We start from the raw sequence: 26,421 nt of genomic DNA, 5'->3' as shown, positions 1-26,421 counted from the left end.
TTAGCGGCCAGCCAAGGCCGTCGCGTGTCAACGAATCCCAGTGACGCGACCGGTATTTATTTTGCCGCTGATGGCGAGAATCCGACGTACGCCGAACTTGGACGTATGATCGGCCGAACGTTTGGACGTTATCATGCCTGGGTGATCCGCAGTCCCAAAACGGCGGTGTGGTGTATCGCGGCGGTCAACGAACTTGTTTCTCATGTGACTCGCCACCCCAATATTCTCAATCTGGATAAAGCCCGCGAAGCGACGGCGGGTTCATGGACCTGTTCCAGTGAAGCACTCAATCGCGATACCGGTTTTGTTCCTGACCAATCGCTGTATCAACGACTTGCCCAAACCGCTCAGTGGTATGTCGAGCAGGGCTGGCTGCAAGCCCCTCGCCAAATGCAGCCGACTTTCAAGGGACGTCACCCGACCGTTTCCTAAATCCGGCCCATCCATTGACTCGTCATCCCAGTGTGGATGACTTCCACGTCGCAGATGGCATCCGAATTATCCACGGAGCCGTTTTTGGAAGCGCGCGACGCTCAAGGTGAGGACAACCACCCCACAAATGCTGAGCCCGATCACCCACGGCATCAGATCGATGAGGTCCGCCCCCCGCAGCACCACGCCACGAAGAATTTCAATGTAGTAAGTCACGGGGATCGCAAACGTCACCAAGTAAATCGGTAGTGGCATTTCGCTGCGGGGAAACACAAAGCCCGACAACAACACCGAGGGCAACATGATCACAAAGGCAAACTGGAACGCTTCGAGCTGGGTTTTCGCAATCGTCGAAACTAATAACCCCAAGGCCAATGAACTAGCGAAGCGAAGCCTACCAACGCGTACGGAAGCAACTTGCCAAGCAACAATCCAGTGCGTCCCACCGGTGTTACGAACAATTGCTCGAGGGTGCCAAGTTCCCGTTCGCGGACAACGGCGAACGAGGTCAGAAACAGCGTGACCAACTGCAGGATGATTCCAACCAAGCCAGGGACAAAGAAATGCGAGCTATCCAAATCTGGGTTGTGTAACATGCGTGTTCGCACATCGATCGGTAGCGCACCGGTACCGAACGCGTCGCGGGCGGGAGCCAATTGCAACGCATCTCCTTTCTTGCGTGCCAATTGGATCGACAAATTCATTCCCAACAGTTGCGCGGTGCTTTGTGCCGTCATCGCCACCTGCGAATCACTGCCATCAATCAAAACCTGCAAACGAGTTTGTTCGCCTCGCAACAGTTGGTCGACATAATTTGGTGGAATGCGGATCCCCACCTTTGCATTTCCCGATGAAAGCGATCGCTGAAATGACTCTTCATCCCTGACGTGACCGTTGATTTGGAATCGACGCGTATTTTCAAACGCAGCGGTTAGCTCTCGCCACAGTTGACGGCCATCCATGTTAAAGACGACCGTCGGGATGTGCTCAATCTGTGTATCAATCGCGTAGCCAAAAATGATCGTTTGCATCGCCGGGATCACCAGCATAAAAAATAGCGTCGTCGGTTGGCGGCGAATGTGCACGAGTTCTTTGATCAACACTGCCCACAACCCGGTCCACGTCCCGTGCGTGGTGGCGGCCGACTCGGATACCGAACCCTACAATTGATTTGCAACAACGGGTTTGCGAGAGGTTACAGGCGAATCCGTCGCATCGGGGATAATGGGTGAGGAGGCTTCGTTTGATTCGGCTTGCGAACTTGATCGCCGCTCGGCGTTGCGAGTCAACGTGACAAAGACATCTTCCAAGCTGGGAGCAATTTCACGCGTCTCTTCCGCAGGGGAGATATCGAGTTGACGCAGCACGTCCGCGGGCGAGCGTGTTTGATCCATCAACACGTGGATCGTCTCGCCGAACAAGGTAGCATCGTGGACTTCGGGGACCTGACGAAGCGGCACGAGGTGACGCGCCGGACTCGGCAACCGGATTTCGAACCGCCGCGTTCCCGCCGGATTCACTTCGGGTAACTCTTTCAATTGATGAGGCTTGCCTAGGACCAATAGCCTCGACTGATAGAGATAACCGACTTCGCTGCATCGTTCCGCCTCATCCATGTAGTGCGTCGTGACAAACAGCGTCACCCCACGGCCAGACAATTCGAACAACAAATCCCACAACTGTCTGCGGGCGACGGGATCAATGCCTGCGGTCGATTCGTCAAGAAACAACACTTCGGGTTCGTGAATCAACGAACACGCCAATGCCAATCGCTGTTTCCATCTGCCGGACAACGTACGCGTCAACTGAGGCAGTCGATTTCCCAACCCCGTCAAGCCGAGCACTTGATCGCGTCGCTGCAATAATTGATCTGCATCGAGTCCGTAGATGCGGCCGTAAAAATCGAGGTTCTCTTGGACCGACAGATCGCCATACAGACTGAATTGTTGCGACATCTAACCCACTCGCGGCTTGATCCGTTCCGCATCGCGGCGGATGTCTAACCCAAGCACATTCGCATCACCCCCACTCGGCGGCAAAATCCCAAGTAACATGCGAATGATCGTCGATTTCCCGCTGCCGTTGGGTCCCAACAGACCAAAAATGGATCCGCGTTGTACCGCAAAACTAACGTCACGGACGGCCACCAGCGAACCGAAAGAACGCGTCAGCGAGTGAACATCAATAACAGCGTCAGCATCGGGATCGGATGCTGGGTACGAATCAGCGGACGATGGATTCATTCGCCGGCACCTGCCGAATCCAACCAGACATCGGCCATCAAACCGGGACGCAATTGATCCAAGCGATCATCGGTCGGGCTTTTAATATGCAATTCTTCTTTTTGACGCCGGATCGCATCGAGCTCCGCCTGTGCCGCATCTCGTGATGCTTTGGCTTGTTCGATTTCCTCAGGGCGATAACCGTGCAGCATCATTTGCCAAGCTTGACGTGCCTGTTCGACATTCGCCGCCGCCTCGCGCAGTTCTTCTTCGCGAGTTCCGGCTTCCAGCAGACGGAGTTCCTGCTGTCGAACGACGACGTTCGCCGAAGCCGCCTCGAGTGCCTTTTTAGCATTGTCAATGCTCCTGAGTGGAAACCGCATTATTGCGAGCCAGCTTTGATTGTCGCTCGAAGGTTTGTTCGGCAAGTCGTTTGGCGGTTTCAGCGAGCACCAATCGGCCTCGCGCCGCTTCGATTTCCTCCTTGCGAGGCCCCTGGGTCAACAGATCGAATCTCGCTTGCAATTGATCCAATTTCGCTTTGGCTTGCAGCTTTTCTTCTTCGCGAAAACCTGTGACAAAACGAGCCAGTTCGGCTTCGCGTGCCGCCAGTGCAAACTCCAACCGAGCTTCGCGTTCCAAAAGATCAAAAGGTTCCAGTTCCACCAGCACATCGCCGCTTTGAACCGTTTCACCTTCCTCGACCAGCACGCGAGCGACACGTCCACCGACGCGAGAGCCGAGCCGAATCTCGTCAGCTTCGATGACGCCCGAAACGTGGGCGGGCTCAGCCGACCATTTGCTGTAATACACCAAGGCGACAAGCACACCGATGAACAAGCTGACAAGAACAAATCGCTTGGTCATACAGGTAGCCTCACGGGGATTACAATATTCCCACGACTACGAAAACATATTCTCGCAGAAAACCGATGCGATAACTCCATCCGGGCAAAGATCAACCTCGACGCGCAAACGCAACGATTTGTTGCGAGTTGATCGCTCCGGATTGGCGATTCAATTCGTTGCCGCGTTGGAACAGAATCATGGTCGGAATGCCTGTGATTCCAAACTGAGACGAAATCTGCGGAGCATCTTCAGTATTCAGCTTGGCCAGGATCATCTGAGCCGACAACTCTTCGGCCGCCGTCGCAAACGCAGGTGCCATCATCCGACACGGGCCACACCATGGTGCCCAAAAATCGACAAGCACCGGCAGCTCGGTGCGTGTGATGAACTTCGCGAACAAATCTGCAGACAAGTCCACGGGATGGTTCGGTAGCAGCGAGGTTTTGCACTTGCCACAAACCGGTTTGTCCGTGAACTTTGACTTGGGCACCCGATTCACTGCCCCACATTCCGAACAGACGAGATTCACGGTAGACGTTCCTTGTTGAGTGTCTTGATTGCGAATGAGGTTTGCGATGGCAGTCGTACTGTCATCACCCTGGCAAACGAGCAAACCGGGTGCCAGCTAATGGCGAATATTATCGCAGCGGATCGCGCATCTTGCCGGACCTGCGTCGCGTGTCGCGACTTGATTCGGCCTGCGAATATGCCATCGGCGGCACGTCGGTTGCGTTGCTATGATTGCATCCGTGCCGCAGCTCCCTTTGTTATATTTAAAAACGTTACCGAACACACGCCCATGGATCTAATCGACGTCCCCCAACTCGTCCGTAATGCCGACCGATTTCGCGAAGTCGTGGCGGTGCTTGCCAAACACGGATTGGCCGACTGGTTGTCCAACATCCCGATTCCTTGGCTCAACCGCATTCGAGGCCATTGCGAGGACGAGGAACTGACGACGGAGCAGCGAATTCGTGTCGCGATGACCGAGCTTGGAACCACCTTTGTTAAGCTTGGCCAAGTCCTCAGCACGCGTCCTGACTTGGTGGGAAAACCGCTCGCCGATGAACTGGCCCAACTGCGTGCGAACACTCCCGCCGACGAAGCCAACGTGGTGGTGGCGATGATCGAATCAGAACTGGGGGCCACGATCGACACCCTGTTTGCCGAGTTTGAACCGGCGGCGATGGCGTCCGCTTCGATCGGGCAAGTCCATCGGGCGACGCTACACGAGGGTCAATCGGTCGTCGTCAAGGTTCAACATGCCGGTATCGAACAACGCATTGTCAATGACTTGGAAATCATGACAAAATTGGCCGAGATCGCCGAACAGCAATCGACGCGGCTGCGTCCATATCGCCCTGTGCATACGATGCGAGAGTTCCAACGAACCTTGATGAAGGAGTTGAACTTTGATCGCGAGTTACGAAACATGGAGCGTTTTCGACGGAACTTTGCCGACGAACCGGGGATTCGATTCGCCAAAGCCTACCCCCACCTCAGCTCTCGCCGAGTGCTGACGATGGAGCGTTTCGAAGGGATCAGTCTATCAGAGAAGTCGCAACTCGAAGCGTCCGGGATCGATTTGGACGCGATGGCCCGCCGCGGTGCCAGTCTGTTTGTGGAGATGATCTTTCGCGACGGTTTCTACCACGCCGATCCCCACCCAGGAAACTTGATGGTGTTGGCCAATCCGCTGCCCGGAGTCTCCGGCAGCGATGGGCTCACGGAATTAGGCATCCTCGATTGCGGCATGGTGGGACGCATCGATAATGAATTGCGAAACTACCTTGAATTGGGTTTGATTGCCGCTGTCGGACAAGACGCAGCCAAGATCACCGAAGTGGTTGCAAGTGTGGGCGAAGTTCCGATTGGGTTTGATGAACCTGAGTTGATGTCGGCGATCCAAGAATTGATCGACGAATACGCGTATCAATCACTTGGCGAGTTTGATTTGAGTGGCTGTCTGCACGAGATCGTCGAGATTATTCGCGAACACCGTATCTATCTGCCCGCCAAAGTGGCGATGTTGCTAAAGGTGTTGGTGATGTTAGAGGGGACGGCGCATCAGTTGAGCCCCACCTTTTGTTTGGCTGAATTGATCGAACCGTATGGCAAAAAAGCGATGTTACGTCGTTTTTCGCCCAAAAAAGTCTACGCTCGGATCAAGTCAAACGTCGACGACTGGGAACATTTGATGAGTGTATTGCCCAAAGATGCGGCAGACATTTTGCACAATTTCAAACGTGGAAAATTTGACGTTCACCTGCAACATCGACGGCTCGAACCCATCGTCAACCGACTCGTGCTGGGGATTTTGACGGCAGCATTGTTCATCGGTTCAGCCTCGTTATGCAGCAGTCTGGTGCCGCCGCTGTTACTGGGCATCTCCGTCCCCGGATTTATCGGATGTGCCGTCGCCGTGATGATGGGGTACGGCATCACCCGTTCCATCCGTCATTCACACCGCATCGGCGACGACGATTAAGTGGTGCCCATCCGCTGGATGCGAAACGGATGGCATCATCCCAACCACCGCACCGCCGGATCTTTGCCCTGCGGCGGTTCGGCCTGTCGATGTGACGACAGGGGGCCTAACCGGTCTCGCGAATTATAACAGGCCTCCCTTACTAACAGGCCTCCTCTTCTAACAGGCCTCCTCAAGTGCGTTCTTTAGCATCGCGACTTTCGCCATCGCTTGATGGTGATGCTTCTTCATTCGCTCGTGAGCGTTCTGTTGACGCAGATGCAATTCGGACTGCTTCGCGTGCTGGTCGTTCATTCTGCCGTCAATCGCCGCGTCAGAACCGTGTTGCAAACTGGCCGCCAAATTTTTCTCATGAGCCTCGAGCGACGTTTTCAGTGATGCCACGGCGTTAGCATGCTCGTCGAGTGCTTTGCCATGCTCATTGATCCGTTTGACCGCCTCCTGCAATTGCACAATCGCTGCACAATGTTCCATTCGCCAATTCTGGATGTCTTCGCTCCAGCACTCGACGTCACTTTTCCAATGACGATGGTCGGCGTGGGATTCGGCGGCGGAGTTAACACTGATGGTCATTGGCTAGGGTCCTTGTGTGTCGATTGTTTGTTTCTTGGAAACATCACCGTCTCGTAAAAGCAACACACGTACCAAAGCGAATCCCAGTCTGGCAAACGCCACAATGTCTGGCGCAGCAGCGTGTCCCCCCTGCAAAGGTCCATATGCGGTCGGGCACCTACGCCCATCTTTTCGTCCATATGTGCGAATCCGACACATGCGATAGCAAGCTGGGCGTGTGCGTTAGCGTCTCTGTTTTTGCGTGACGCAAATTCGCGTGCCATTTTCGCCGCAAAGCACGCAAGGACAGCGGACGGTATAATCGACGACTTCGCCGACGCCCCCTTCTCGTCCCGCCCCAACCCCCAACCTATTTTTTGCAAAGCCATCCATGCCAAACTGTTTTAACAAGCTTCGATATTGCCACAGAGGGTGGCGTCTCCTGCGAAACCACTCCGCTGCAACCACGCTTGCCTTAGTCCTCGGAATTTGCAGTTTGCCATCGTTTGCCGAGGAGATGCCTCGGGTACTGGATTCCAATTGGCAGTTAACCCAAATCGCGTCCGAGCCTGATTTGGTGACGCCCACGGGATGCTGTCTCGACGACCATGGGCGACTGCTGGCAATCGAATGCCATACCCATTTCCCGCCCGATGATTACGACGGTCCAAAAACGGATCGCATCTACCGCTTTGACGACAGCGATGGCGACGGGGTGCTTGACCGACAACGTCTCTTTCACGAAGGAGGCGTGGCAACGATGAACATCGTAAATTTAGGCGAAGGCTGGTTTGCCGTTTCCACGCGAAGCGAACTGGTGAAACTTCGTGACTCGGATGACGATGGCATCGCCGATCAACACGTCGTGCTGCTGACGCATAAAACGTCGGCAAACTACCCGCACAATGGACTCGGCGGACTAACACTCGGACCCGATGGATGGCTGTACGTGGGGCAAGGCGAAAACTTTGGCGAACCCTACCAACTCATCGGCAGCGACGGATCGAAACAAGTCGGCGGTGGCGAAGGAGGCAACGTGTTTCGCTGCAAAACCGATGGCACTCGTGTGGAACGTGTCGCCACCGGATTTTGGAATCCGTTTGGATTGTGTTTTGACTCGGCCAACCGACTGTGGGCCGCCGGGAACGATCCCGACTCGATGCCGCCCAATCGCTTGATGCATATCGTCCCCGGCGGCGATTATGGATTCCAGTTTCGTTTTGGCCGTGCGGGTATCCATCCACTTCAATCATGGAATGGCGAATTCCCCGGCACGTTGCCGATGATGGCGGGAACCGGCGAAGCGGCCTGCGCGGTGATCCAGCTCGATTCTCATTTGTGGGTCACCAGTTGGGGTGATAATCGCATCGAACGCTATTCACTCGATCCCAAGGGTGCATCGTGGACGAGCAAAACGGAAGTCGTTGTCCAAGGCGACGAAAACTTTCGCCCCGTTGCGATGGCGATCGCCAAAGACGGTTCGCTCTACTTCACCGATTGGGTCGACCGCAGTTACCCCGTGCACGGCAAAGGCCGATTGTGGCGACTGAGTCGTGTTGCGGACGCACCGATCGAAACCAATTCACTGCCTGGATTCACGGTAGCGGAAAAAGAAGCATCACAGTTGGCGGAATCGGAAACCACCACACTCGACGGGCGTTTGTCCGCCCTGCAAAGCGATGATCCGTTCATTCGCCAAGCCGCGATCACAGGCTTGGTCGGTCACGATCAACTGACGGCACTCGGTCAAAAAGCGTTGCCCCATGCCCAGCAACGAGTGGGACAGATGTTAGCGTGGCGATGGAAAGAACTGTGTGATCCGGCGAGTGTTCCTGCGACGACGCGTGAGGCGTTGATTACCGCAGGATTGGAGGCCGATTCGGATGCCGTGGTGTTGACGGCGTTGCGTTGGGCGGCAGAGCGGATGTGCAAAGAGCAACTGCCCGCGATCACGGCGTTATTAAAACAGGATCGTCTATCGCCGCCCGTATTCTCGGCTACGATTGCGACGATCGCTTATTTGGAAACGGGGGGCGCATCGGGAAAGAGCCGCGATCCCGCGATCGAGAAGCGGTTGATCGAATTCGCAGGCGACACCACTCGCTCGGCCCGTCTTCGCGGTCTCGCGTTACAGCGACTACCTTCCGATGCAACCTCGCCGAGTGATCAAGAACTCGGCGGATACGTCGATGGAAAAACCGGCCGCGAACTGTCCCTTGAAGTGGTTCGATTGTTGGTCGCTCGCGGGACCGACCACTCTTTTGATGAACTGGCAAACATTGCAGCGAACGAGATGGTCGACGAACAGACGCGTGCCGACGCGATTGCGGGATTGTCTCCCAAGGCGGCGAGTTACGCGGCGATCATCAATCGTTTGTCATTGCCCAAACAACCTGCGATATTGCGGGCGGAAGCGAAGCGAGTTCGCAACACGAACGTTCGCCGCGACAATGCGGCTCGCCCGAGCCGAGAAAACATCGCGGGATGGATGCAATTGGTCGGCCACAGCCAACAGGTGGACGCCGGACGCCGCGTGTTCTTTCGCCGCGGATGCTCGAATTGCCACATGCACTCAGGCCGTGGGACCAACACGGGGCCCGACCTGACGCGAGTGGCGGGGCAGATGACTCGTCCTCGAATGCTCGAATCAATTTTGAATCCTAGCAAAGAAGTGGGGCCGCTGTACGTTCCCTGGAACGTGCTGACGAGCGATGGTCATGTTTTGACGGGATTAAAAATGGATCGTCCTGGGGCTAAGAATCGACTGCGTCTGCAGGGAGCCGACGGCAATATTTTTGAAGTGCCACGAGAACAGATCGAGCAACTGCAACCAAGTGAAAAATCGATCATGCCCGTCGGACTCGAAGACAGCATGACGCTCGACGAATTGGCGGACCTGATTGCCTTTCTGAGTGAGAGTGATTCGTAAGGCGAATAAGAGCTTCGTCCTGATTTGACCTTGAGAGGCGGAGCCATAATGGCAGCGGGCAATTGACCTACGAAACCTCGGCAAAGAGAATAGTCAGGCTGTGTGTTTAAAAAATCACGCGTCGCGGTACAAAACATTTCCTTCGCTCCTCGACCCACGGAACTAAAATGATTCACTCGCTAGCCCGCACGTCGTGCCGGTCAACACGTCTGGCTGGCGTCCCACCAAAACGCTGGCGGGCAGTCTTACGCGGCGGTGCTCGATTTGCCGTCGCGATGACGTTGGTCGCTTGTTTTTTTGTCGTCGAAACGCCGCAGCTGAGTGCTCAATCCGCCGAGCGTCCCAATATTGTGTTCATGTTGTCCGACGACATGGGCTGGGCCGAGCCCGGTTTTAATGGCGGCAATGCCGAGTTGACACCGAACATGGACCGGCTGGCGAGCCAGAGTGTGAAACTAACTCAGTTTTATACGCATTCGGTTTGTGCACCGAGCCGGGGCGCACTGATGACGGGACGCTACGCGTTCCGCAATTGGATGGATTGGCGAAGTGAAGATTTTGGCAAACCGAGCTACCTGGAAAAGCTGGGCTTGACGCTTGCAAAAAACGAACGCGGCGAAGAGACGCGGCGAATCCATGCACTGGATACCAAAGAACGTACCGTGGCGGAGGTATTGTCGGACGTCGGCTATTTCACCGCGATCACAGGCAAGTGGCATTGTGGCGAATGGTTGCCCGAACACTTACCGATGGGACAAGGTTTTGATCATCAATACGGTCACTATGCTTGGGGGATCGACTACAACAACTACACCATTCCTCACAACGCCCCGGCGCGCTATGCGGTTTACGATTGGCACCGCAATCAGCAACCGATTCAAGAGCAAGGGTACACCACCGATTTGATCGCGAACGAAGCGGTGCGGTTGATTTCGGAGCGAGCGGGTCAAGCGGATGCAAACACTGCTAAACAACCGTTCTTTATTTATGTGCCGTTTAACGCCGTCCATGGACCGATCGAACAAGTGCCGCGATACACCGACAAATACACACCGCGTGAAGCAGCGCTGAAGTGTTTGGATGATGCGATCGGACGAATTGTCGGTGCAGTGGACCAGCATGGCTTTAAGCAGACCACGTTGGTGATCTTTGCCAACGACAATGGCGGTTTGACCGAAGAGATGAATCGGCCTTACCGCGGAACCAAGAACACAACCTTCGAAGGCGGCGTGCGAGTTCCCTGCGTGATGCGGTGGCCTGGACATATTCATCCCGGCTCGACCAACGACGCGATGATTCACATCGTTGACCTGCTACCCACGTTTGCCAATATCGCCGGCGGCGACGCGAGCGGCCCCTATCCGATTGATGGGATCGACATGACCGAGACGATTGTCCATGGAGAGGCGAGTCCGCGAGAGGAGATTATTTTTGAAGTCAGCGGCAGCGTTCGGTTGCCAACGATTCGCTCGGGTGATTTCAAATTGATGGGCGAGATGTTGTTTAACGTCGCAAACGATCCGAGTGAAACAACCGATGTCGCGGAGCAGCATCCTGATGTGGTCGCTCGGTTGTCGGCACGTTTAAAGCAAGCGGGCAGCGAGCGACCGCCGCTAGGCGAGAAGACGATGTTGATGGACCCGCCGCTGCCGTATGTTTACGGGATGCAGGAAAACAAATCGGCTCCGGATTGGTTGATCAAATCCGTGAACCAGGTTCGCAAAACCCAGCCAACCGAGTGGGCTCCTGGGACGACACCTTGGCCACAGGCACCGCAAGGAGCCACGATCATTTACACCGGCGACGGCCGCTAACCAGAACGGCCGGGGAGGGCTGGTGACACTGAAACTTGTAGCGTCTATTCCCTAACACTCCGAACCCCACCCAGAGCCGGCTACCGCCGACTCTGACCTCCCCTTTGGGGAGGTGAATTCGAACGCGTGTGACTCACTAATGTCCTCCACCACGGCTGCCCAATCGCACTCCGACGCTCCCAAGCTGAGCTTTGGGATGGTGGCAGGGATCTGTGCGGTGCTGCTGTTTGGCATGCTGTTTGGTGCGTCGCTGTGGGTTCTAGCGGCGGTGGCCGCCGCGATTCTTGTCGGAGTCAATTGGTTCCTTGCCAACAGCTGGACAGATTCGACTGTCGCGGTGCGGCACAGCGGGAATGTCGAACACAAACTCGGCTCGGTGATCGACGTCGAAATCATGCTTACCAATCAAAGCCGGTTGCCGATCTTGTGGATCTTGGTCGAAGACTTGCTGCCGCGGCCAGCGATCCAGGTCGGCGCGGTTTCGACATCGGCGCTCGAGATCGACGGCGACCGAGTGCAGGTGATGATGCTGTGGGCAGGCCAATCGAAATCGCTGCATTACAAAGTGACATGTCGTCGACGAGGCTACTTTCAAATCGGGCCGACGGTACTAGAAACGGGTGATCTGATGGGGCTGTATCGACGCTATCGCGTTGGCACCGAGCCTCAGTATGTCACGGTGTTGCCCAATGTGGTGGCGTTATCGACATACGATATTGGGTCAAGGCGTCCGATCGGCGAGATCCGAATGCGGGACAATGTAATGGACGATCCCACGCGACTGCGGGGCATTCGTCGATGGCAGACCGGCGATCCGCTTCGCAGTGTTCACTGGGCCGCCACGGCGAGGACCGGAACACTGCATAGCAAAATCTATGAACCCTCGTCGATTGCCGGGGCAACATTGGTATTGGATTTACACGTCGCGACCAATCCATCGAAGCATGAACCGGTGCGAAGTGATTTGGCGGTGACCGCAGCCGCTTCGATTGCCCATGCACTGCATGATGCGGGTGAACCGTTTGGCTTGGTCACCAATGGACGCGACGCAGCCGACCGAATCCGCACCGAAGGCTGGGTGGGTGATTATCGAGTCCGCGACCAAGTGACGGCAGCTGCGTCGATGCGAAACGAAAGTGATCGTTTGATGCCGGTCGCACAGCCTGCGACACGAGGCCCCGTGGCGCTGCGTGAAATGATCCGCACGTTGGCACGACTCGAGCGGACCGACGGGCTAACGCTGGCCGAGTTGTTGGTCGAAGCGGAATCCAAAATTTCGTCCGAAACGACGGTGTTGGTGATCCTGCAGCACTGTCCGCCTGAGTCGTTGGCGGCATTGATCGGATTGTCACGTCGTGGCCGAGCCGTTGCGGTGATCATCAATGCACTGGATATCAACGACTATTCCGCAGCCGCAGGCCCCTTGATCGCCAGCCGAATTCCAACGTTTCACTTGGCATCGGCTGACGCCGTATCGGACGTCTGCCGCGAAGTGATGACACGATAGCAGCAGCTGAAGTCCCCGTCGTTTTCGTAGTTCTTGTAGGCCGGAACGCAGCGGAGCGAAGCGGAGTTTCGGCGCGGCGGCGGTATTTACCCTCCGACCTGGATAAGACTGCCGAGGCAACATCCAGAATTCCGCTGGCGTACTGTCACCTCTCCCAAACGCAGTTTGGGAGAGGTCGAGCAGAGCCTTTAGCGATTGCTCGGGTGAGGGGCGACCGAGCAATCCGAGTCGAACGCCGCATCAAGCTTGCGCGGTCGGCCCTCACCCGGACGAGGCCTGTGGGGCCCGTCCGACCTCTCCCAAGCTGACGCTCGGGCGAGGTAACGTGCGGTTCCTAAACGCCTAATGGAGACCACTGGTTGCGCTGAACTTACACTGCCTGATTCTCCCCCCTCTGATGACTCACTAGTGAACGGACCTCCCCAAAAACAAGTTTTGGGGAGGTGAAGTGTTCTGACGGATCTGCGTCGCTTGTCGCGACTTGACCCGACGTCTCCGCCTAGGAATTTGACTCGAATGACTTTGCTTCGCTTGAAAAACGTTCGCTTGGTGGGCGGAAACCGAAAACATCAGCGAGCTCACTTGCACTCAACTCGGACAACTTCCCTTGCACGATTTGATACTTCGTGCTGCTTGGATTGGATTGGAACAACTCGGGTGCAACCGACTCGACTTCGATTTTGTCGTCACACCGCTTCATCATTGCCAGCGGTGCACCGCCATAAAAGGACGCCCACATCGTGAACGTGCTCGGAGGCCCGATGATCATGTCGGTTTCCGCCAATGCGTACATGTCTTGCAGCGCAACGCCGGGACCAAATTGCACATCCAATCCGGCAAAGTCCGATTCGTGATAGGGCACATTGGTGCAAACGAGAAACGTCACGCGGCGAGGGGAGAGCTGAGCTTGCACTTCGCGCATTGTTGCCACGTAATCGCGGACTTCATAGTAATAACGGCCATCCAGAAACGTCGCATAGTCGCCTTGGCGAATGTGGATGCCAATCACGACGTCGCTGCTTTGCCGCGTTTGGTACAGACACTCCCCCACCGGCTCACCATGTTCGGGGCCAAGATGGAAATGGTGACGAACGGCCGCGGCATGTTTTGCCAGTAATGATTCGCTACGGAATTGCCATCCCAGTGCCATCACCGGCCGGCCACTCGTTGCGAGTTCGCGAAACGCATCGCTGCCGAGGTCGTAACTCTGGTCACCTTTGATCCGAAGAACATTGGCGGGATAGTTTCGCAGTCGCAACGTATAAAGCGTTTTGGCCGAGAGATAGACCCCCTGGGCCAACCAATCTCGCGTTCGGCGAGACGGTGCCGCCTGCTGGCGTGGCGTCTGATCGGGCTCCGAAACCATCGGGTAGCGGCACCACAAATCGTTGCGTGTCGAGGGAAACAGATCGGCGTATTCGGCAAAGCTTGGGTTGGCGACGGTCACGCCGTACTCGGTCGCCGCAGCGATCATGTGGGCATACAGCCACAATCGGTTACCGAGTTGTCCATAACGTCGGGCAATCACAATCATCGATTTGTCCCAGTCCACTGTTAGGGATGCGTATCCTCAGCCGCAACACATTCGCCACTTCAAAGAAGTGGCGATATTGTTCAAGCTAAGCAAACAAACGCTGTTTAATCTGCCGCCAAACAAACAACATGATCCCCATTAGACCGAGCATCGCCAAACAGAGCCAGAGGATAAAACCGCCCAGAATCGACAGATTCGGCAGGAACCACTGGTTCATCACGCGGTCCCATCCAATCACCGTCATTGCCGCGCCGGCACACAAATAGGGGCCAAACGGCACTCGAGGTTCCCGCGTGATAACAAACTGGAACACCACGATCACAATGGCAGCAAAGGGAGAGAGAAAAAAGGCGGCGACGGCAGCCTGCCATCCTAGAAACGCTCCGATCATGGCCATCAACGTCACATCGCCAAACCCCATCGCTTCCATTCCCATCGCGCTGGACGCAATGATGCGGATCGCCCAAATCACGCCACCACCGACCGCTAAACCGACCAACGAGGTAAACAGCCCATGCCAATGCGCGCCGCCGAGTTGGAAGACAATCGAAATCGCGACCAAACCTGTGACCCAAATGGCGAGCAGCAACTTCCAAGTCGAATGACGCACTAGCCCCGCCAAGAAAAACTCGATCGCTTTGCCAACCCCTTTTCGCAAAATCAAACGACGATCCGCCAAGGCAAAGCACCAACCGCTCCATATCGCCAATCCCGTTAACAGCCCGGTAGGGGTCCACCATTTTCCTAACGCAGGGAACCACGGAGCCTCGAACGTGGCGCGAGCCAGCTCGATCGCAGGACCGCCAATCGGCAACGAAATCGGCATGAACCCCCAGTCGGAAATCGCTCCTAATAGCAAAGCGAACAGTGTGCCGGGGATCGTGATTTCGTCGGGGATCGTTTGCTCGTCAAAGTCAATGAAGGTGGCCGCCACCATCAGTACCAACAACACGGCGTGTCCGAGGAAAACTCGGTGTCCACTTGTGATCAACCACGGCATGCTGAGAACCTGTGGCACACGCAGCGATTCCGCAAGCAGACCGCCATTTTGTGTCTCGAACATGTACAACGCGGGAATCGCAATCGCCAATCCGATCTCGATCAACATCGGTCGGATCCAAAATCCACGGCCATGAACCGCCGCTTCGCGGCGAAGCGATAACCAACCCACTAGCGGAATGCGATCGCTGGCGAGACGTTTTGCCGCTTTAGGCGACGGAGGTGCCCAAGGTGAAATAGGACGTGCGAACCAACACCACGTGTAGATCACATGGTTGGCCAACGCGCCACTGAGCAACCCGAAAATCGCCAGCAACGCTAATCGTAAATTCAGTGAGAGCGTGAGCCAAAAATCAAACACGTGTCGACCCAAAAACGTCCGATGAACCAAAGTAGGCGGGTAGCATAACGGATTTCAAGGGTCGCTTGTAACGGCGGAACCGGCGGGCGATCTTCACCGCAGGTTCGCTGGCAAAGCCGCCTATTTTTGATGACGATACGGATTGAATAGCAAGTAATTCAAATGGCGATACAGATCGCTGTTGGACAACAACTCGGCATGCTTGCCTTCGCCGGCAATCCGTGGCCCGTTTAGTAGCACAACACGATCAGCCGACCGCAATGTTTGCAAGCGCCGTGGCAACACCACCACCAAAGCCCCCGATTCGGCCAATCGCTTCAGCCCCGCCAAACTTGGGTCGTCCGGCAAATGCTCTGCGGGCGGAGGCGGCTCCATCGCGATCACGACAGCAGGCTTATGCAAGATCGCACGGGCAATTCCAATTGCGAACGTAATCTCGGGCGACAACAGCGAATCGCCCACGGTCACGTAGGTGTTGAGCCCTTCGGACAACCGCTGCAATTGCTCGTACACATTCAGACTCTCGAGCACCTCGACCAAATCGCGGTTGTTGATGTCCTCGTCACCACCACGAATGTTTTCCGCGATCGTTCCGTCCCACAGCGGCCCGGACGGCTCAACCCACATCACGTTACGCGCGAGCGCCTGCGGGTGAACGTCCAGCAAAGGGATCCCATCGATCGACACTTGACCTTCGGTTGGACGACCGAACCCCATAATCAATTCCGTCAGCGCTCGGGTCGACACCGTTTCCGTGCCGAGTAACGCCACAAAACTTTTGGGTGTCAACTGCAAGCTCAAATTCCTCAGGATCGCTTTGCCTGTCGAATCCTTCAATGTCACATCATCGATTCGAACCGAGTCGCGAAGCCCCGCCAACCCCACTCGCTGCTCGCTCGGCGCGACATCATCGCTGCGCTGCAGATACAAATAGATCGCATCGCTCGACGGTTCACTTTCCTTTAACTGAAAGGATAATTTGGCGAGTCGATCGGCGCTGACGATCGCACCGCCCAGGGCCAATCCCAAAACGAGTGCCGACGGCACACTCAAACCACTATCACCAATCAACAAATTGGCCCCCAGCCCCAGCAGCAACACCGCCACCGCGACCGAGGTCGCCAGAAACAGCAGCGGCCACAATTGCCCCGAGCGAGATTCTTCGGCAGTCAACCGTCGGTACAACGAATCAAGCTCGGATTCGAACGATCGATCGGCCAACCCCTGCGTTTGCAAACGCGCCAGCAGCGGAGCTTGCCCGACAATCTCGGCCATCCGTCGACGCGAGCGGGGGACCTCCCAATTTGCAATCTCGTCGCCTTTGCGGTAGCGCAGCCGCTGATATAGCTGCCAAAGCATGATCCCGCTGACGACCGCCAACAACGCCAACCAAACATTCACCAACAGGGCAACGGCAACACATCCCACCAACATCAACACACTTCGCGGGACTGCTCGATACCACATCGAGAGCCCTTTTTGGATCGCTGGTAAATGAGTGCCAATCAGTTGCTCGGCACGAACGTATTGAGCCGCAGCGCCTTCGATTTCGGCACGACGCAAACTCTGCTGCAGTACCTTGCGATGCAGTGACTTGGTAACGTTGCGAGCCTTGGAGTCCGCATCGCGGCGGTGCAACCAAACCGCCAGCGAAAACAGGCACGCCACCACAAAGGTGATACCGACCAACTGAGCCAATTGGACGAGCGGACGCTGGGCCGTAAACGGCTCGGGCAGAAATATACTAAGGTGCGTTCCAAGCCGCACTTGGTTGCCGACGAAACCTTTGGAATCCAGCAGTACTGCGATCAGCCCCACCAGGCCGACAATCACAGGGACAAGCAGTCCCGCGAGCGATGCCCAGATGTATGTCGTCCATGCACCACTCGCTTCGGGTTCACTTCGTGGTGCCGCAAGTCTACTCATCAGTCGAACCTCGTTGGCTTAGGAAAGGATCTGCTTGGCGGCAAGCATTTCACTGCCGCCACTAAGCCAAGGCGTAGGTGGGAAAGGGGGCTTTCCCACAAATGCTAAGCCAAGTCGCGGTCCTCAAAAAGTAACATCGCAAGCATCCAAATTGCGATCGAGAAACATACAAGATAATTAAAAGCACCGGCCAAGTAGATCGCTGGGATCTGATTTCCTGTATCTACTGCCGCTTGGACGTTAAAAATGTTCAAGTTAGGGATCACCACTGCAATTAATTTCCCAACAAACCCCACTAATTCGTTGTTGTCACGTGCTGACGCCACCAGCGGCGAGGTCAAGTTTCCGATCACGTAGATGACAAAACAGGTGATAAAATTGGCCAATAACGGCAATCGCGTTGCCAAAGCCACTGCGATCGCACCGATCGCCATCGTTTCCATCAAGTACAACCCCAGCACGGGAAGCGTCGTCATAATTTCGTCATGCCCGGTCTGCCAAACGGTGTCGCCACTGGCTGTTTCACGAGCATCGTAGATCGGTTTGTAGCTAATCACGACCGTCAAAACCGCCGACAGGATCACAAACAGCACCAACACCGACAACATAATCCCCGCGTATTTACCAAGGATGAACGATCGCCGGCTGACCGGTTTGCTGAGCACCGTCAATGCAGTACGTCCCTCGATTTCTTCGCTGACCGAAGTCCCTGCACTCCACACCGCTTGCACCATTCCCAGCACCATGATCAACGTCACGCCGCTGTCTTTGAGCAAGCGGATATCGTCACCGAGCGTGTTAAACGGATAGATTCCAAATAGCAGCACCCCAAACAAACCAATCGCTAAAAGCAGCAGATACAGCGGCTGAGCCATTTCATTCTTCGCCGTCGACAACGCCAAAGCCCAAACGCGTGGGGCCGCTTGGCGGAACACGATCAAGCCCGTCAGCGTTAGAAAGAAGGTGAAAGCGATCACCACAATCGAACTCGCTTGGGGGACCATCGGTTGATTGTTAAAGGTGAAAACCACGGTCGCGTCGTCGATTTCGCGGTTCTGAATGTGCAACCGAGTCGGGTCCGAAGGAATCGGAGGCTGATCACGATTTTCGTAGCTATAGACTAGTTTTTCGCCTTCGTTGACGCGTTGAGGCGTGCGGCCAAAACCAGCAGGATCAACCGAATCCCCCAGCAAAACCGTACGATCACTCTCAATCGTCATGCCTGTGACACTGCGAAGTTGGTAATCAATGTTCGCCGGCACAAAGGGAGACTCGCCCACGGGCAGGTCCGGTGACGCCGGGACCGTGACCACGATGCGTTCGGTTCCATCACCCACCAAATTCACTGCGGCGACCGAATCGAGGATCGACTGTGGATTTTCAACAAACGGAGTCCCTGCCAAACCGATGACCGCGAACACCCCCATCGTCGACAACAGATAGGGGATCACCCCTTCACCCACCATCGCAGCCCATTCGCTTCGCGTGCGATGCCACATTCCGTAAATCACGCCGAATCCGAGCACCAATCCGATACAGATCAACGGCAGAAACAAAGTATTGGAATACTCGCCCGCGATCGGGATGTAAGTCGCACACAATCCGGCTGCGATCACGCCCCCCACAATCAGTGACGCCGTGATGCCTCGACGAGGCTTGTCCGCAAGTTGGCCCAGCGGAGGAACGAGTGATAAAAGCGACAATACTCCGTAAACCGCCACCACCGCGATCGCACCAAGCAGCAACCCAATCGAAAGCACCCATAGCGGGGTAATCCAGGCTGGAATCCACTTGGCCCAACCGATGATCAACGCGGGATGCCCCAGCACCGCGGTCAGATCCGAACATGCAAAGCTACCAGAAGAGGCAAGACCAGGAAGAGATGCGAAGCTAAGCATTGGGAAATCGGATACCGCGAAATCAGGACAGGAAATCATGTCGAGCCGACCGTAGGGTGAAAAACGACCAGAAAAGTAGCACATTGAAACTCAAATCCATCGCTAGCCCGCTGCAGAACATCGACGCTGTGGATGCCGCTGCGGGCGTAGCTTGAGCCAGGATTCGGGGTACTACGCGTGGTCAGCAGAAAAGGTTTGCGAATCGAGATGCTTTGCGAGCAACTTCCGCAAGTCTTCGGGAATCGGCGTCTTTTTCAGCTTACCGCCGGGGGAGAGGGTGCAGCAAACGGCGGTCAATCGGCCTTCCGCGATCACCGTTGCTCCCGATTTGCCGGGTTGCTCGGGTTGCTCAGATTGACCGGGTGATACGGATCGCGAAAACCGAATTCCATACTCGACGCTACTGCTGCCGAGCCGAAGCACTGTGACTGTGATATCGAGGATATCCTCGAAACGGGCGGCAGCGCGGTAATCACAGTGAGCCGAAACGCGGGGCCAAGTGACATGAACCGGAGATTTGGCTTCCGACTGAGATTCGGTGTTCTGCTCGGAATTCGGATGCTCGTGATCCGCAGGGCGGGCCATGACCGAGATTCCCAACGACCGCAGCATGGCGTGTTCTGCCGCTTCCATCATCGGGAAAAATGCCGAAAAATGGACAATTCCCGCCGCATCCGTATCGCGAAACTCGACTCGGCGTTGGCTGGTAAACACGGGAAGCAATGACCGAAAGATTCACGCAGAGAAAGAAAACGGCTGGCTCGTTAAACCCGCTGGCTCGTTAAATCCGTAGTGACACTCGCCAAAGCGCGGACTTGCCGACAATGTGATGCGGGCAACTTAGATCCCTCGCTGAGGCGTCGGGTGATAATTTTTCTAAGTCGGCCGCTCACCAGCCACGGCTCACCCTGCTGGGGAGCCCAAAGATCGACCTCTCGGCAGCAATGCCGAGAATTGAATGCCGAGTTTTACTCGCCAACGAATGGCAAAAGAGCCATGAAACGAGCTCGCTTGATCGCGGCGGTGACCGCATGTTGGCTCGCAGCGGTACAGCCGCTCTTGCGACGACCCGCGATACGGCCTTGACGGTTAACCATCTTCTTCAGCAGCTCGATGTCCTTGTAATCGACGTACATCGGCCGTGGTCGTTGACCATCGACGAAAATTGGATCTTTCTTTTTGGTCCGGGTTCGGACGCGTGATCGTTTGCGGGCACGACTTCGCGTGCTCATTGGACGTGGTGGCATTCGGATTTGCTCTGTAAACTTGTTAAGGGCGAATGGGCTTGATCGTCACAGACGTCCCAAAATTGGGTACCGCTAGCGACGGATGAAGGCCGACGGCTCAATACGGGTCCGCCGACTCGCCTTAGAGGGAAGCAGGGAAGTATGCAGTGAAGAAAAGATGTATGCAAGGGGAATTGAGCATATTTGCCCTTTCGCATCTGCCAAACCTTTGCCATATTTCCCAATCGATCCGAGGCGTCATCCTGCGTTGACGGGTGGTAATGTACAAAATGCCGCGTGCTCACATTCCCAAGTCCTGACTGAACAATAGACATGATTTGTAAACTCATGTCCTTGGGAAATTCAAATACCGCGTGCAATGTTTAGGTGAAGATAAATGAAGCTGGATAAACTCAGAAACATCGGAATTAGCGCCCACATCGACTCGGGAAAAACGACCCTCAGCGAGCGAATTCTGTTTTACACCGGGCGAATCCACAAGATCGAAGAAGTTCGCGGTGGTGGTGACGGCGCGACAATGGACCATATGGAACTGGAAAAAGAGCGTGGTATCACGATCACCAGTGCCGCTACCAGCGTCCATTGGAAAGGCCACCCGATCAACTTGATCGATACTCCGGGCCACGTTGACTTTACCGTCGAGGTCGAGCGTTCGCTTCGTGTTCTTGATGGTGCGGTTTTGGTTCTGTGTAGCGTCGGTGGCGTGCAAAGCCAATCGATCACCGTCGACCGCCAAATGAAGCGTTACCAGATTCCTCGCTTGGCGTTCATCAACAAGATGGACCGAACCGGTGCGAACCCGTTCCGCGTTCTGAAGCAACTTCGCGAAAAGCTGGGTGCCGAAGCGTTCTTCATGCAGTACCCCATCGGTGCTGAAGAGAACTACAAAGGCGCCGTCGACTTGATCGAAATGGTGGCCTACCTGCACGAAGGCAACGAAGGCGAAAAAGTCATCTCGGCCCCCATTCCCGAGGACATCAAAGACGAGTGCGAAGAAGCACGCGTCGAGATGCTCGAAGCGCTGTCGATGTACAGCGACAAAATGATGGAATTGCTTCTCAGCGAAGAAGAAGTCTCTAAAGAATTGATCTACAAGGTCGCTCGCGACGCGGTTCTTGGTGGAGCAACGCCTGTATTCATGGGCACCGCTTACAAAAACAAAGGCGTTCAGCCTTTGCTTGATGCGGTGATTCGTTACTTGCCAAGCCCGCTCGATCGTGAAATCCGTGGTCGTGACCCGAAAGACGAGACCAACAAGATCGAGTTGCTACCCGATGCCTCGCGTCCTTTCGTTGGCATGGCGTTCAAGATCGCGGACGACCCGTTTGGTCAGCTTACCTTCATGCGTGTCTACCAAGGCACGATCAAGAAGGGCGAAACCTACGTCAACCAACGTACGACCAAGTCCGAGCGTTTCAGCCGCATCGTGCGAATGCACAGTAACAAACGCGAAGAAATCGAAGAGGCGACCGCCGGTGACATTATCGCCGTCATGGGTATCGACTCGGCCAGTGGCGACACGTACGCCGAATCGCGAGATTTCTGTACGCTCGAGTCGATGTTCATCGCTGACCCGGTTATCAAGATCGCAGTCGCCCCAGCAACCCGCAGCGACGGAGACAAACTGGCCAAGGCGCTGCAACGTTTCCGCAAGGAAGACCCGACTTTCCGAGTCGCTACCGACGAAGAAACTAACGAAATCCTGATCAGCGGAATGGGCGAACTTCACCTCGATGTTTACATCGAGCGAATTCGCCGCGAGTACGGCGTCGAGATCATCGTTGGCGCTCCGAAGGTTAGCTACCGCGAAAGCCCAACCAAAATGGTTGAATTCGACTACAAACACAAGAAACAAAGTGGTGGTAGTGGACAATTCGCTCACATCAAGGGCAAGCTCAGCCCGATCGAATCGAACAGCGAAGACAGCTTCGAGTTCGAAGATCACGTGGTCGGTGGCCGTATTCCGAAGCAGTACATTCCTGCGATCGAAAAAGGCTTCCGCGACATTCTGGGCAAAGGCCCCGTGGCCGAATACCCTGTGGTAGGAACACGAATCGACTTGGATGACGGTAGCTTCCACGAAGTTGACTCTTCGGAAAAGGCGTTTTACACCGCGGCACAAGGCTGCTTCCGCGAGTATTTCAAGAAAGCCGATCCGAAGTTGCTCGAGCCGATCATGAACGTTGAAATCGAAGTCCCCGAGGACTTCCAAGGTACCGTGGTAGGTGACGTGATTCGCCGCCGTGGAATCATGCAAAGCAACGATATCATCGAAGGCAACAGCATCATCAAGGCCGAAGTCCCGTTGGCAGAAACCTTTGGCTACGCCACCGACCTGCGAAGCATGACGCAAGGCCAAGGAACGTTCACAATGGAATTGGCGACCTATCGCCAAACTCCATCGAACATCCAAGCCGACATCATCGAAGCGAAGCGTAAAGCGGATTTGGTCGGCACCAAGTAAGCAATCGCCCTCTCGCAAAACCATCACCCAACGGCGGCATGACCTTCATGCCGCCGTTGTTTCGTAAAAAAAGGTGTCGGACACCTTTTTGGCAGACTGGGCAACCCCTTACCTTGCCTATTCTTACTTTAAGGTGTCGGACACCTTTTTCGTGTCCACCTTTTTCGTGTCGAGCTCTTTTTCGAGCTTGGGAAGGCGGCCATAGGCGTATGCGAACAGCTTGATTGGATGCAAGGTCTTACGCCCCGCTCCGTGCTCGATTTGCATTTTACAGGCGCTGCACTCGGTCGCTGCGGTGCGATTCCCTGCCGAACGCATCGCAGAGATCAATGGCCAACCGACTCGCAGACTGTTTCGATAATTCTTGCGTTGTAGTCCCCATGTGCCTGCCATGCCGGTACAGCCCGCCTCGATCTGCTGCACTTCAAATTTCGGAATCAAACCGATTAACTTGGGGCCAGCAGCGTCAGGATCGAGCACGCGAAGATGGCAGGGTTGGTGGTAGGCGATTTCGGTTGGCAGCGTGTTGAGATCAAGCGACAACCGAGATTCCTGGTGCAAATTCCAGAGAAACTGGCACGCTTCGAATGAATTTTCCGCAACCAAGTGGGCGTCTTGGTCATCCATTAAATTGGGATACTCGTGCTTCAAACAGAGCACCGCAGCGGGTTCGGTGGCAATGATTGTATAGCCTTGCCGAACCGCCTCGGCGAGAACGCGTAAGTTGCGCCGGGCAACTCGGCGTGCTCCTTTAATGTCACCGGCCGAGATGCGAGCCATTCCGCTGGCGACCTGTCCCGAGGGAACATACAAGCCGATGCCATTGTGTTGCAAAATCTCAGCCAGGGCGCGACCGATGTCGGGATCGTGATAGTTTGCAAAATGGTCAACAAAGTAGGCCACTTTTAGACCGCCATGCGGATTCAGTTTCGTCCAGCGGCGTTTGGCAGCGTACCGCATGAACGTTTCACTCGCGATCAGCGGCAATTCTCGAGCGGCTGACAAACCGAACAAACGATCGGCAAGCCAGCGAGAGAGACGCCCTCGAATCAACAAATTCGCAAGCCAAGGGATCTGAGACGCCACCGCCGCAATGGTATCGATTCGTCCGAGCAACAAATCGGAAAGCGGCAATCCATTCGTGGCAACGTATTGTGCTTTGAGTTCGCCGACGATTTTGGGGATATTGACCGAAGCGGGGCATTCCACACGACACTGATGACAATTGAAACAAAGATCGGCGACCTCCTTGGCACGATCCTCGGCCAGATTATCGACCTTCAGTTGTCCGCTCAGCACGCCACGCAGCAGATTCGCTTTCGCCCGCGGTGACGCTTCTTCACGATGACTGGCACGGAACATCGGGCATTGGCGTTCGGCGGACGAATGGGTACGGCACCGCCCGCACCCGTTGCATTCGCGTGTCACCTGAGCCACCGAGCCGCCGGGAGGCCAAATTTGAAACACTTCTAATTGGGCGAGCGGCTTTGAGGCAATCCCCGAATCTTCGACGACCGGTTTCTCGGCTGCGATCAAGGTTCGATTCCCGCGACTGACCTCGATGGTTTTGTCGAGCGGCCGAAGATTCTCGTTGGGCTTTTGCAAAACGGCGCCAAACAGTTTGCCGGGGTTGAGCCGGTGCACCGAATCGAACAAACGCTTGATCTGGCCCATCGCTTGCCACAATTGGCCGTATTGGCGAGGTAGCAAGTGCGAACGACTCAACCCAGCCGCATGCTCTACACTGACTTCGCCGCCATGCTTCCAAACGACTTCCGCGATTTGATTGGACAGATCGTTAAGCTTCTCACGGTCTTGAGGCTTGGCTAGGTTCAAGAAGGGACGGATGTGCAACTGTCCATGACCGGCATGCGCGAACACGGTCGCGGTTGCTTGGTTGCGCTGCAGCGTGTCTTGAATATCGATCAGCGCGGCAGGCAAGCGATCCGGCGGAACCGCGATATCCTCGGTAAATGGCTGCGGCGCATCACTCCCTTTAAAACGATACAGTCGCGGAATCACACGTCGCGAAAGGGCCCAATAAAGATCACGCTCGGAGGGGCGGACCGTGTCGACTGCGGCAAACGCGGCATCGGGTCCCTTGGCACATTCTTGACGAATGATCGCCAACCGGTCGTAAAGATCGCCAAGCGATTCGCCTTGGATTTCCACCAACAACATCGCTTCGGCTTCACGCGGCAACAGGTCGGCAAAACGCGAGTCGGTTTCGCGAGCAATTTGCAACAGCCGACGATCCATCAAATCGCATGCGACCAAGCCATGCATCAATGCACGGCGAGCACAACGAGCAGCGGAATCCAAGCGGCGAAAGAACAACAATGCGACGCCGCGATGGGTCGGAATCGGTTCGGTGCGGACGACCGCATCGACGATGATCCCCAATGTTCCTTGCGTGCCCACCATGAACTTCGCCAAATCGACGTGACCGTCGTCGAGAATCACACCATCAAAACGATAGCCACTGCGTGAATTCGGTGACGCCTTGCGCGCTGCAATCAGCGAATGGAATTGATTTTCAATCTCAACGATTCCGCGAGCCAATCGGCCTTGCGGTGTGGGTTCATCAGGATGATGTTTCGCCAGCGTTAGCAGATTTCCATCAGCCATTACCACTCGCATCGACTCGATCGTATCGCGGGCTGATCCACTTCGCAGATAGTGGCTGCCCGAGGCATTGGTCGACAACACGCTGCCCATCGTGGTGATGCTGCGGGTTGCCGGGTCGGGGCCATAGGTTCGCCCATAAGCCGCCAGCGCCGCATTGACTTCCGCCAAAACCGCACCGCACTGCACCGTTACGGTCGCTCCGTCGCGGTCGATCGTCACACGCCGCATGAAGCACGAAAAATCGAGCAGCAATCCATTGCCAAGCGATTCGCCCGAGACCCCACTGCCGCTGCCGCGAGGATGAATAGCCAAGTCGTGCTCGGTCGCGTATTGCACAGTGGCAATCACGTCGGCGGCGGTGCGAGGCCGCACAACCCCAAGCGGGGTCATCTGATAAATGCTTGCGTCGGTCGCATACAATTGACATGAGATGTCATCGCACAAAACCTCGCCTCGCACGACGCCACGCAGGTCGTCTTGAATTCGTTGACGTTCGCTATCCATGCGGCGTGCTTCGAGTGGGATGGCCGATGTTCGTCAAGTTCGCAAACCAAGAGAATGAGGACTGGGA

The 26,421-nt window shown here is 55.6% G+C and carries 16 protein-coding genes and 3 pseudogenes; 6 read left to right on the top strand and 13 right to left on the bottom strand.

Annotated elements, in window-relative coordinates; genetic code table 11:
• A pseudogene (locus ABX962_RS05930) lies at positions 1-432 on the top strand (hypothetical protein); the annotation flags it as partial.
• A 66-nt stretch (positions 433-498) separates the two neighbouring features.
• Here the strand turns inward: ABX962_RS05930 and ABX962_RS05925 are convergent.
• The 5 genes and pseudogenes from ABX962_RS05925 to trxC all read right to left on the bottom strand — a co-directional run bounded on the left by ABX962_RS05925 (position 499) and on the right by trxC (position 4,032).
• Positions 499-1,481: pseudogene (locus ABX962_RS05925) on the bottom strand (ABC transporter permease).
• 111 nt (positions 1,482-1,592) lie between these two features.
• Positions 1,593-2,675 (bottom strand): annotated as a pseudogene (locus ABX962_RS05920) (ATP-binding cassette domain-containing protein).
• On the bottom strand, positions 2,672-3,037 hold the full coding sequence (locus ABX962_RS05915) for a hypothetical protein (protein ID WP_372717523.1): 366 nt from the start codon (positions 3,035-3,037) through the stop codon (positions 2,672-2,674). The pseudogene ABX962_RS05920 and the gene ABX962_RS05915 overlap by 4 nt, the downstream one beginning before the upstream one ends.
• Complete coding sequence (locus ABX962_RS05910) at positions 3,012-3,521, bottom strand: HlyD family secretion protein (protein ID WP_372717521.1); 510 nt, start codon at positions 3,519-3,521, stop codon at positions 3,012-3,014. Before ABX962_RS05910 ends, ABX962_RS05915 begins: the two co-directional genes overlap by 26 nt.
• Positions 3,522-3,612: 91 nt before the next feature.
• Positions 3,613-4,032, bottom strand: coding sequence for a thioredoxin TrxC (gene trxC / locus ABX962_RS05905; protein WP_372717519.1), 420 nt, complete (start codon positions 4,030-4,032; stop codon positions 3,613-3,615).
• 270 nt (positions 4,033-4,302) lie between these two features.
• On the opposite strand from trxC, the gene ABX962_RS05900 reads away from it, so the two are divergent.
• Entirely contained in the window at positions 4,303-5,991 is a 1,689-nt protein-coding gene (locus ABX962_RS05900; protein ID WP_372717517.1) for an ABC1 kinase family protein, read from the top strand.
• A 159-nt stretch (positions 5,992-6,150) separates the two neighbouring features.
• Here the strand turns inward: ABX962_RS05900 and ABX962_RS05895 are convergent, their stop codons facing one another.
• The gene (locus ABX962_RS05895) at positions 6,151-6,564 is read right to left on the bottom strand and encodes a hypothetical protein (RefSeq protein WP_372717515.1); all 414 of its coding nucleotides are present in this window, start codon (positions 6,562-6,564) and stop codon (positions 6,151-6,153) included.
• 475 nt (positions 6,565-7,039) lie between these two features.
• Between ABX962_RS05895 and ABX962_RS05890 the strand changes: the two genes are divergently transcribed.
• The 3 genes from ABX962_RS05890 (at position 7,040) to ABX962_RS05880 (ending at position 12,793) form a co-directional block, all read left to right on the top strand.
• The gene (locus ABX962_RS05890; RefSeq protein ID WP_372717513.1) at positions 7,040-9,472 is read left to right on the top strand and encodes a PVC-type heme-binding CxxCH protein; all 2,433 of its coding nucleotides are present in this window, start codon (positions 7,040-7,042) and stop codon (positions 9,470-9,472) included.
• Positions 9,473-9,639: 167 nt separating this feature from the next.
• Complete coding sequence (locus ABX962_RS05885; protein WP_372717511.1) at positions 9,640-11,286, top strand: arylsulfatase; 1,647 nt, start codon at positions 9,640-9,642, stop codon at positions 11,284-11,286.
• Positions 11,287-11,425: 139 nt separating this feature from the next.
• Positions 11,426-12,793 carry a DUF58 domain-containing protein gene (locus ABX962_RS05880; protein ID WP_372717509.1) on the top strand — a complete coding sequence of 456 codons (1,368 nt, stop codon included), beginning with the start codon at positions 11,426-11,428 and terminating at the stop codon, positions 12,791-12,793.
• Positions 12,794-13,292: 499 nt separating this feature from the next.
• Here the strand turns inward: ABX962_RS05880 and ABX962_RS05875 are convergent, their stop codons facing one another.
• From ABX962_RS05875 to rpsR, 6 genes are all read right to left on the bottom strand, one after another.
• Positions 13,293-14,327, bottom strand: a complete 1,035-nt coding sequence (locus tag ABX962_RS05875) for a hypothetical protein (protein WP_372717507.1) — start codon at positions 14,325-14,327, stop codon at positions 13,293-13,295.
• Between the two features lie 85 nt (positions 14,328-14,412).
• Positions 14,413-15,687, bottom strand: coding sequence for a prepilin peptidase (locus ABX962_RS05870; protein ID WP_372717505.1), 1,275 nt, complete (start codon positions 15,685-15,687; stop codon positions 14,413-14,415).
• 120 nt (positions 15,688-15,807) lie between these two features.
• Complete coding sequence (locus ABX962_RS05865) at positions 15,808-17,613, bottom strand: ATP-binding cassette domain-containing protein (RefSeq protein ID WP_372717503.1); 1,806 nt, start codon at positions 17,611-17,613, stop codon at positions 15,808-15,810.
• Between the two features lie 104 nt (positions 17,614-17,717).
• Entirely contained in the window at positions 17,718-19,595 is a 1,878-nt protein-coding gene (locus ABX962_RS05860; protein WP_372717501.1) for an ABC transporter permease, read from the bottom strand.
• Positions 19,596-19,682: 87 nt separating this feature from the next.
• Positions 19,683-20,225 (bottom strand): acyl-CoA thioesterase, encoded by a 543-nt coding sequence (locus ABX962_RS05855; protein WP_372717500.1) that lies wholly within the window; start codon positions 20,223-20,225, stop codon positions 19,683-19,685.
• Positions 20,226-20,479: 254 nt separating this feature from the next.
• Complete coding sequence (gene rpsR, locus ABX962_RS05850) at positions 20,480-20,758, bottom strand: 30S ribosomal protein S18 (RefSeq protein WP_231612237.1); 279 nt, start codon at positions 20,756-20,758, stop codon at positions 20,480-20,482.
• Between the two features lie 376 nt (positions 20,759-21,134).
• On the opposite strand from rpsR, the gene fusA reads away from it, so the two are divergent.
• Positions 21,135-23,222 carry an elongation factor G gene (fusA, locus tag ABX962_RS05845; RefSeq protein ID WP_372717499.1) on the top strand — a complete coding sequence of 696 codons (2,088 nt, stop codon included), beginning with the start codon at positions 21,135-21,137 and terminating at the stop codon, positions 23,220-23,222.
• Between the two features lie 123 nt (positions 23,223-23,345).
• Here fusA and ABX962_RS05840 read toward each other — a convergent pair whose 3' ends face one another.
• On the bottom strand, positions 23,346-26,354 hold the full coding sequence (locus ABX962_RS05840; protein ID WP_372717497.1) for an FAD-linked oxidase C-terminal domain-containing protein: 3,009 nt from the start codon (positions 26,352-26,354) through the stop codon (positions 23,346-23,348).
• Between the last annotated feature and the right edge of the window lie 67 nt (positions 26,355-26,421).

Origin of the sequence: Novipirellula sp., assembly GCF_041583735.1 — a bacterium.
In the GTDB taxonomy this organism is placed as follows: domain Bacteria; phylum Planctomycetota; class Planctomycetia; order Pirellulales; family Pirellulaceae; genus Novipirellula.
The sequence above is the reverse complement of the archived record's forward strand: the minus strand, read 5'-3'. Positions and strand labels throughout refer to the sequence as shown.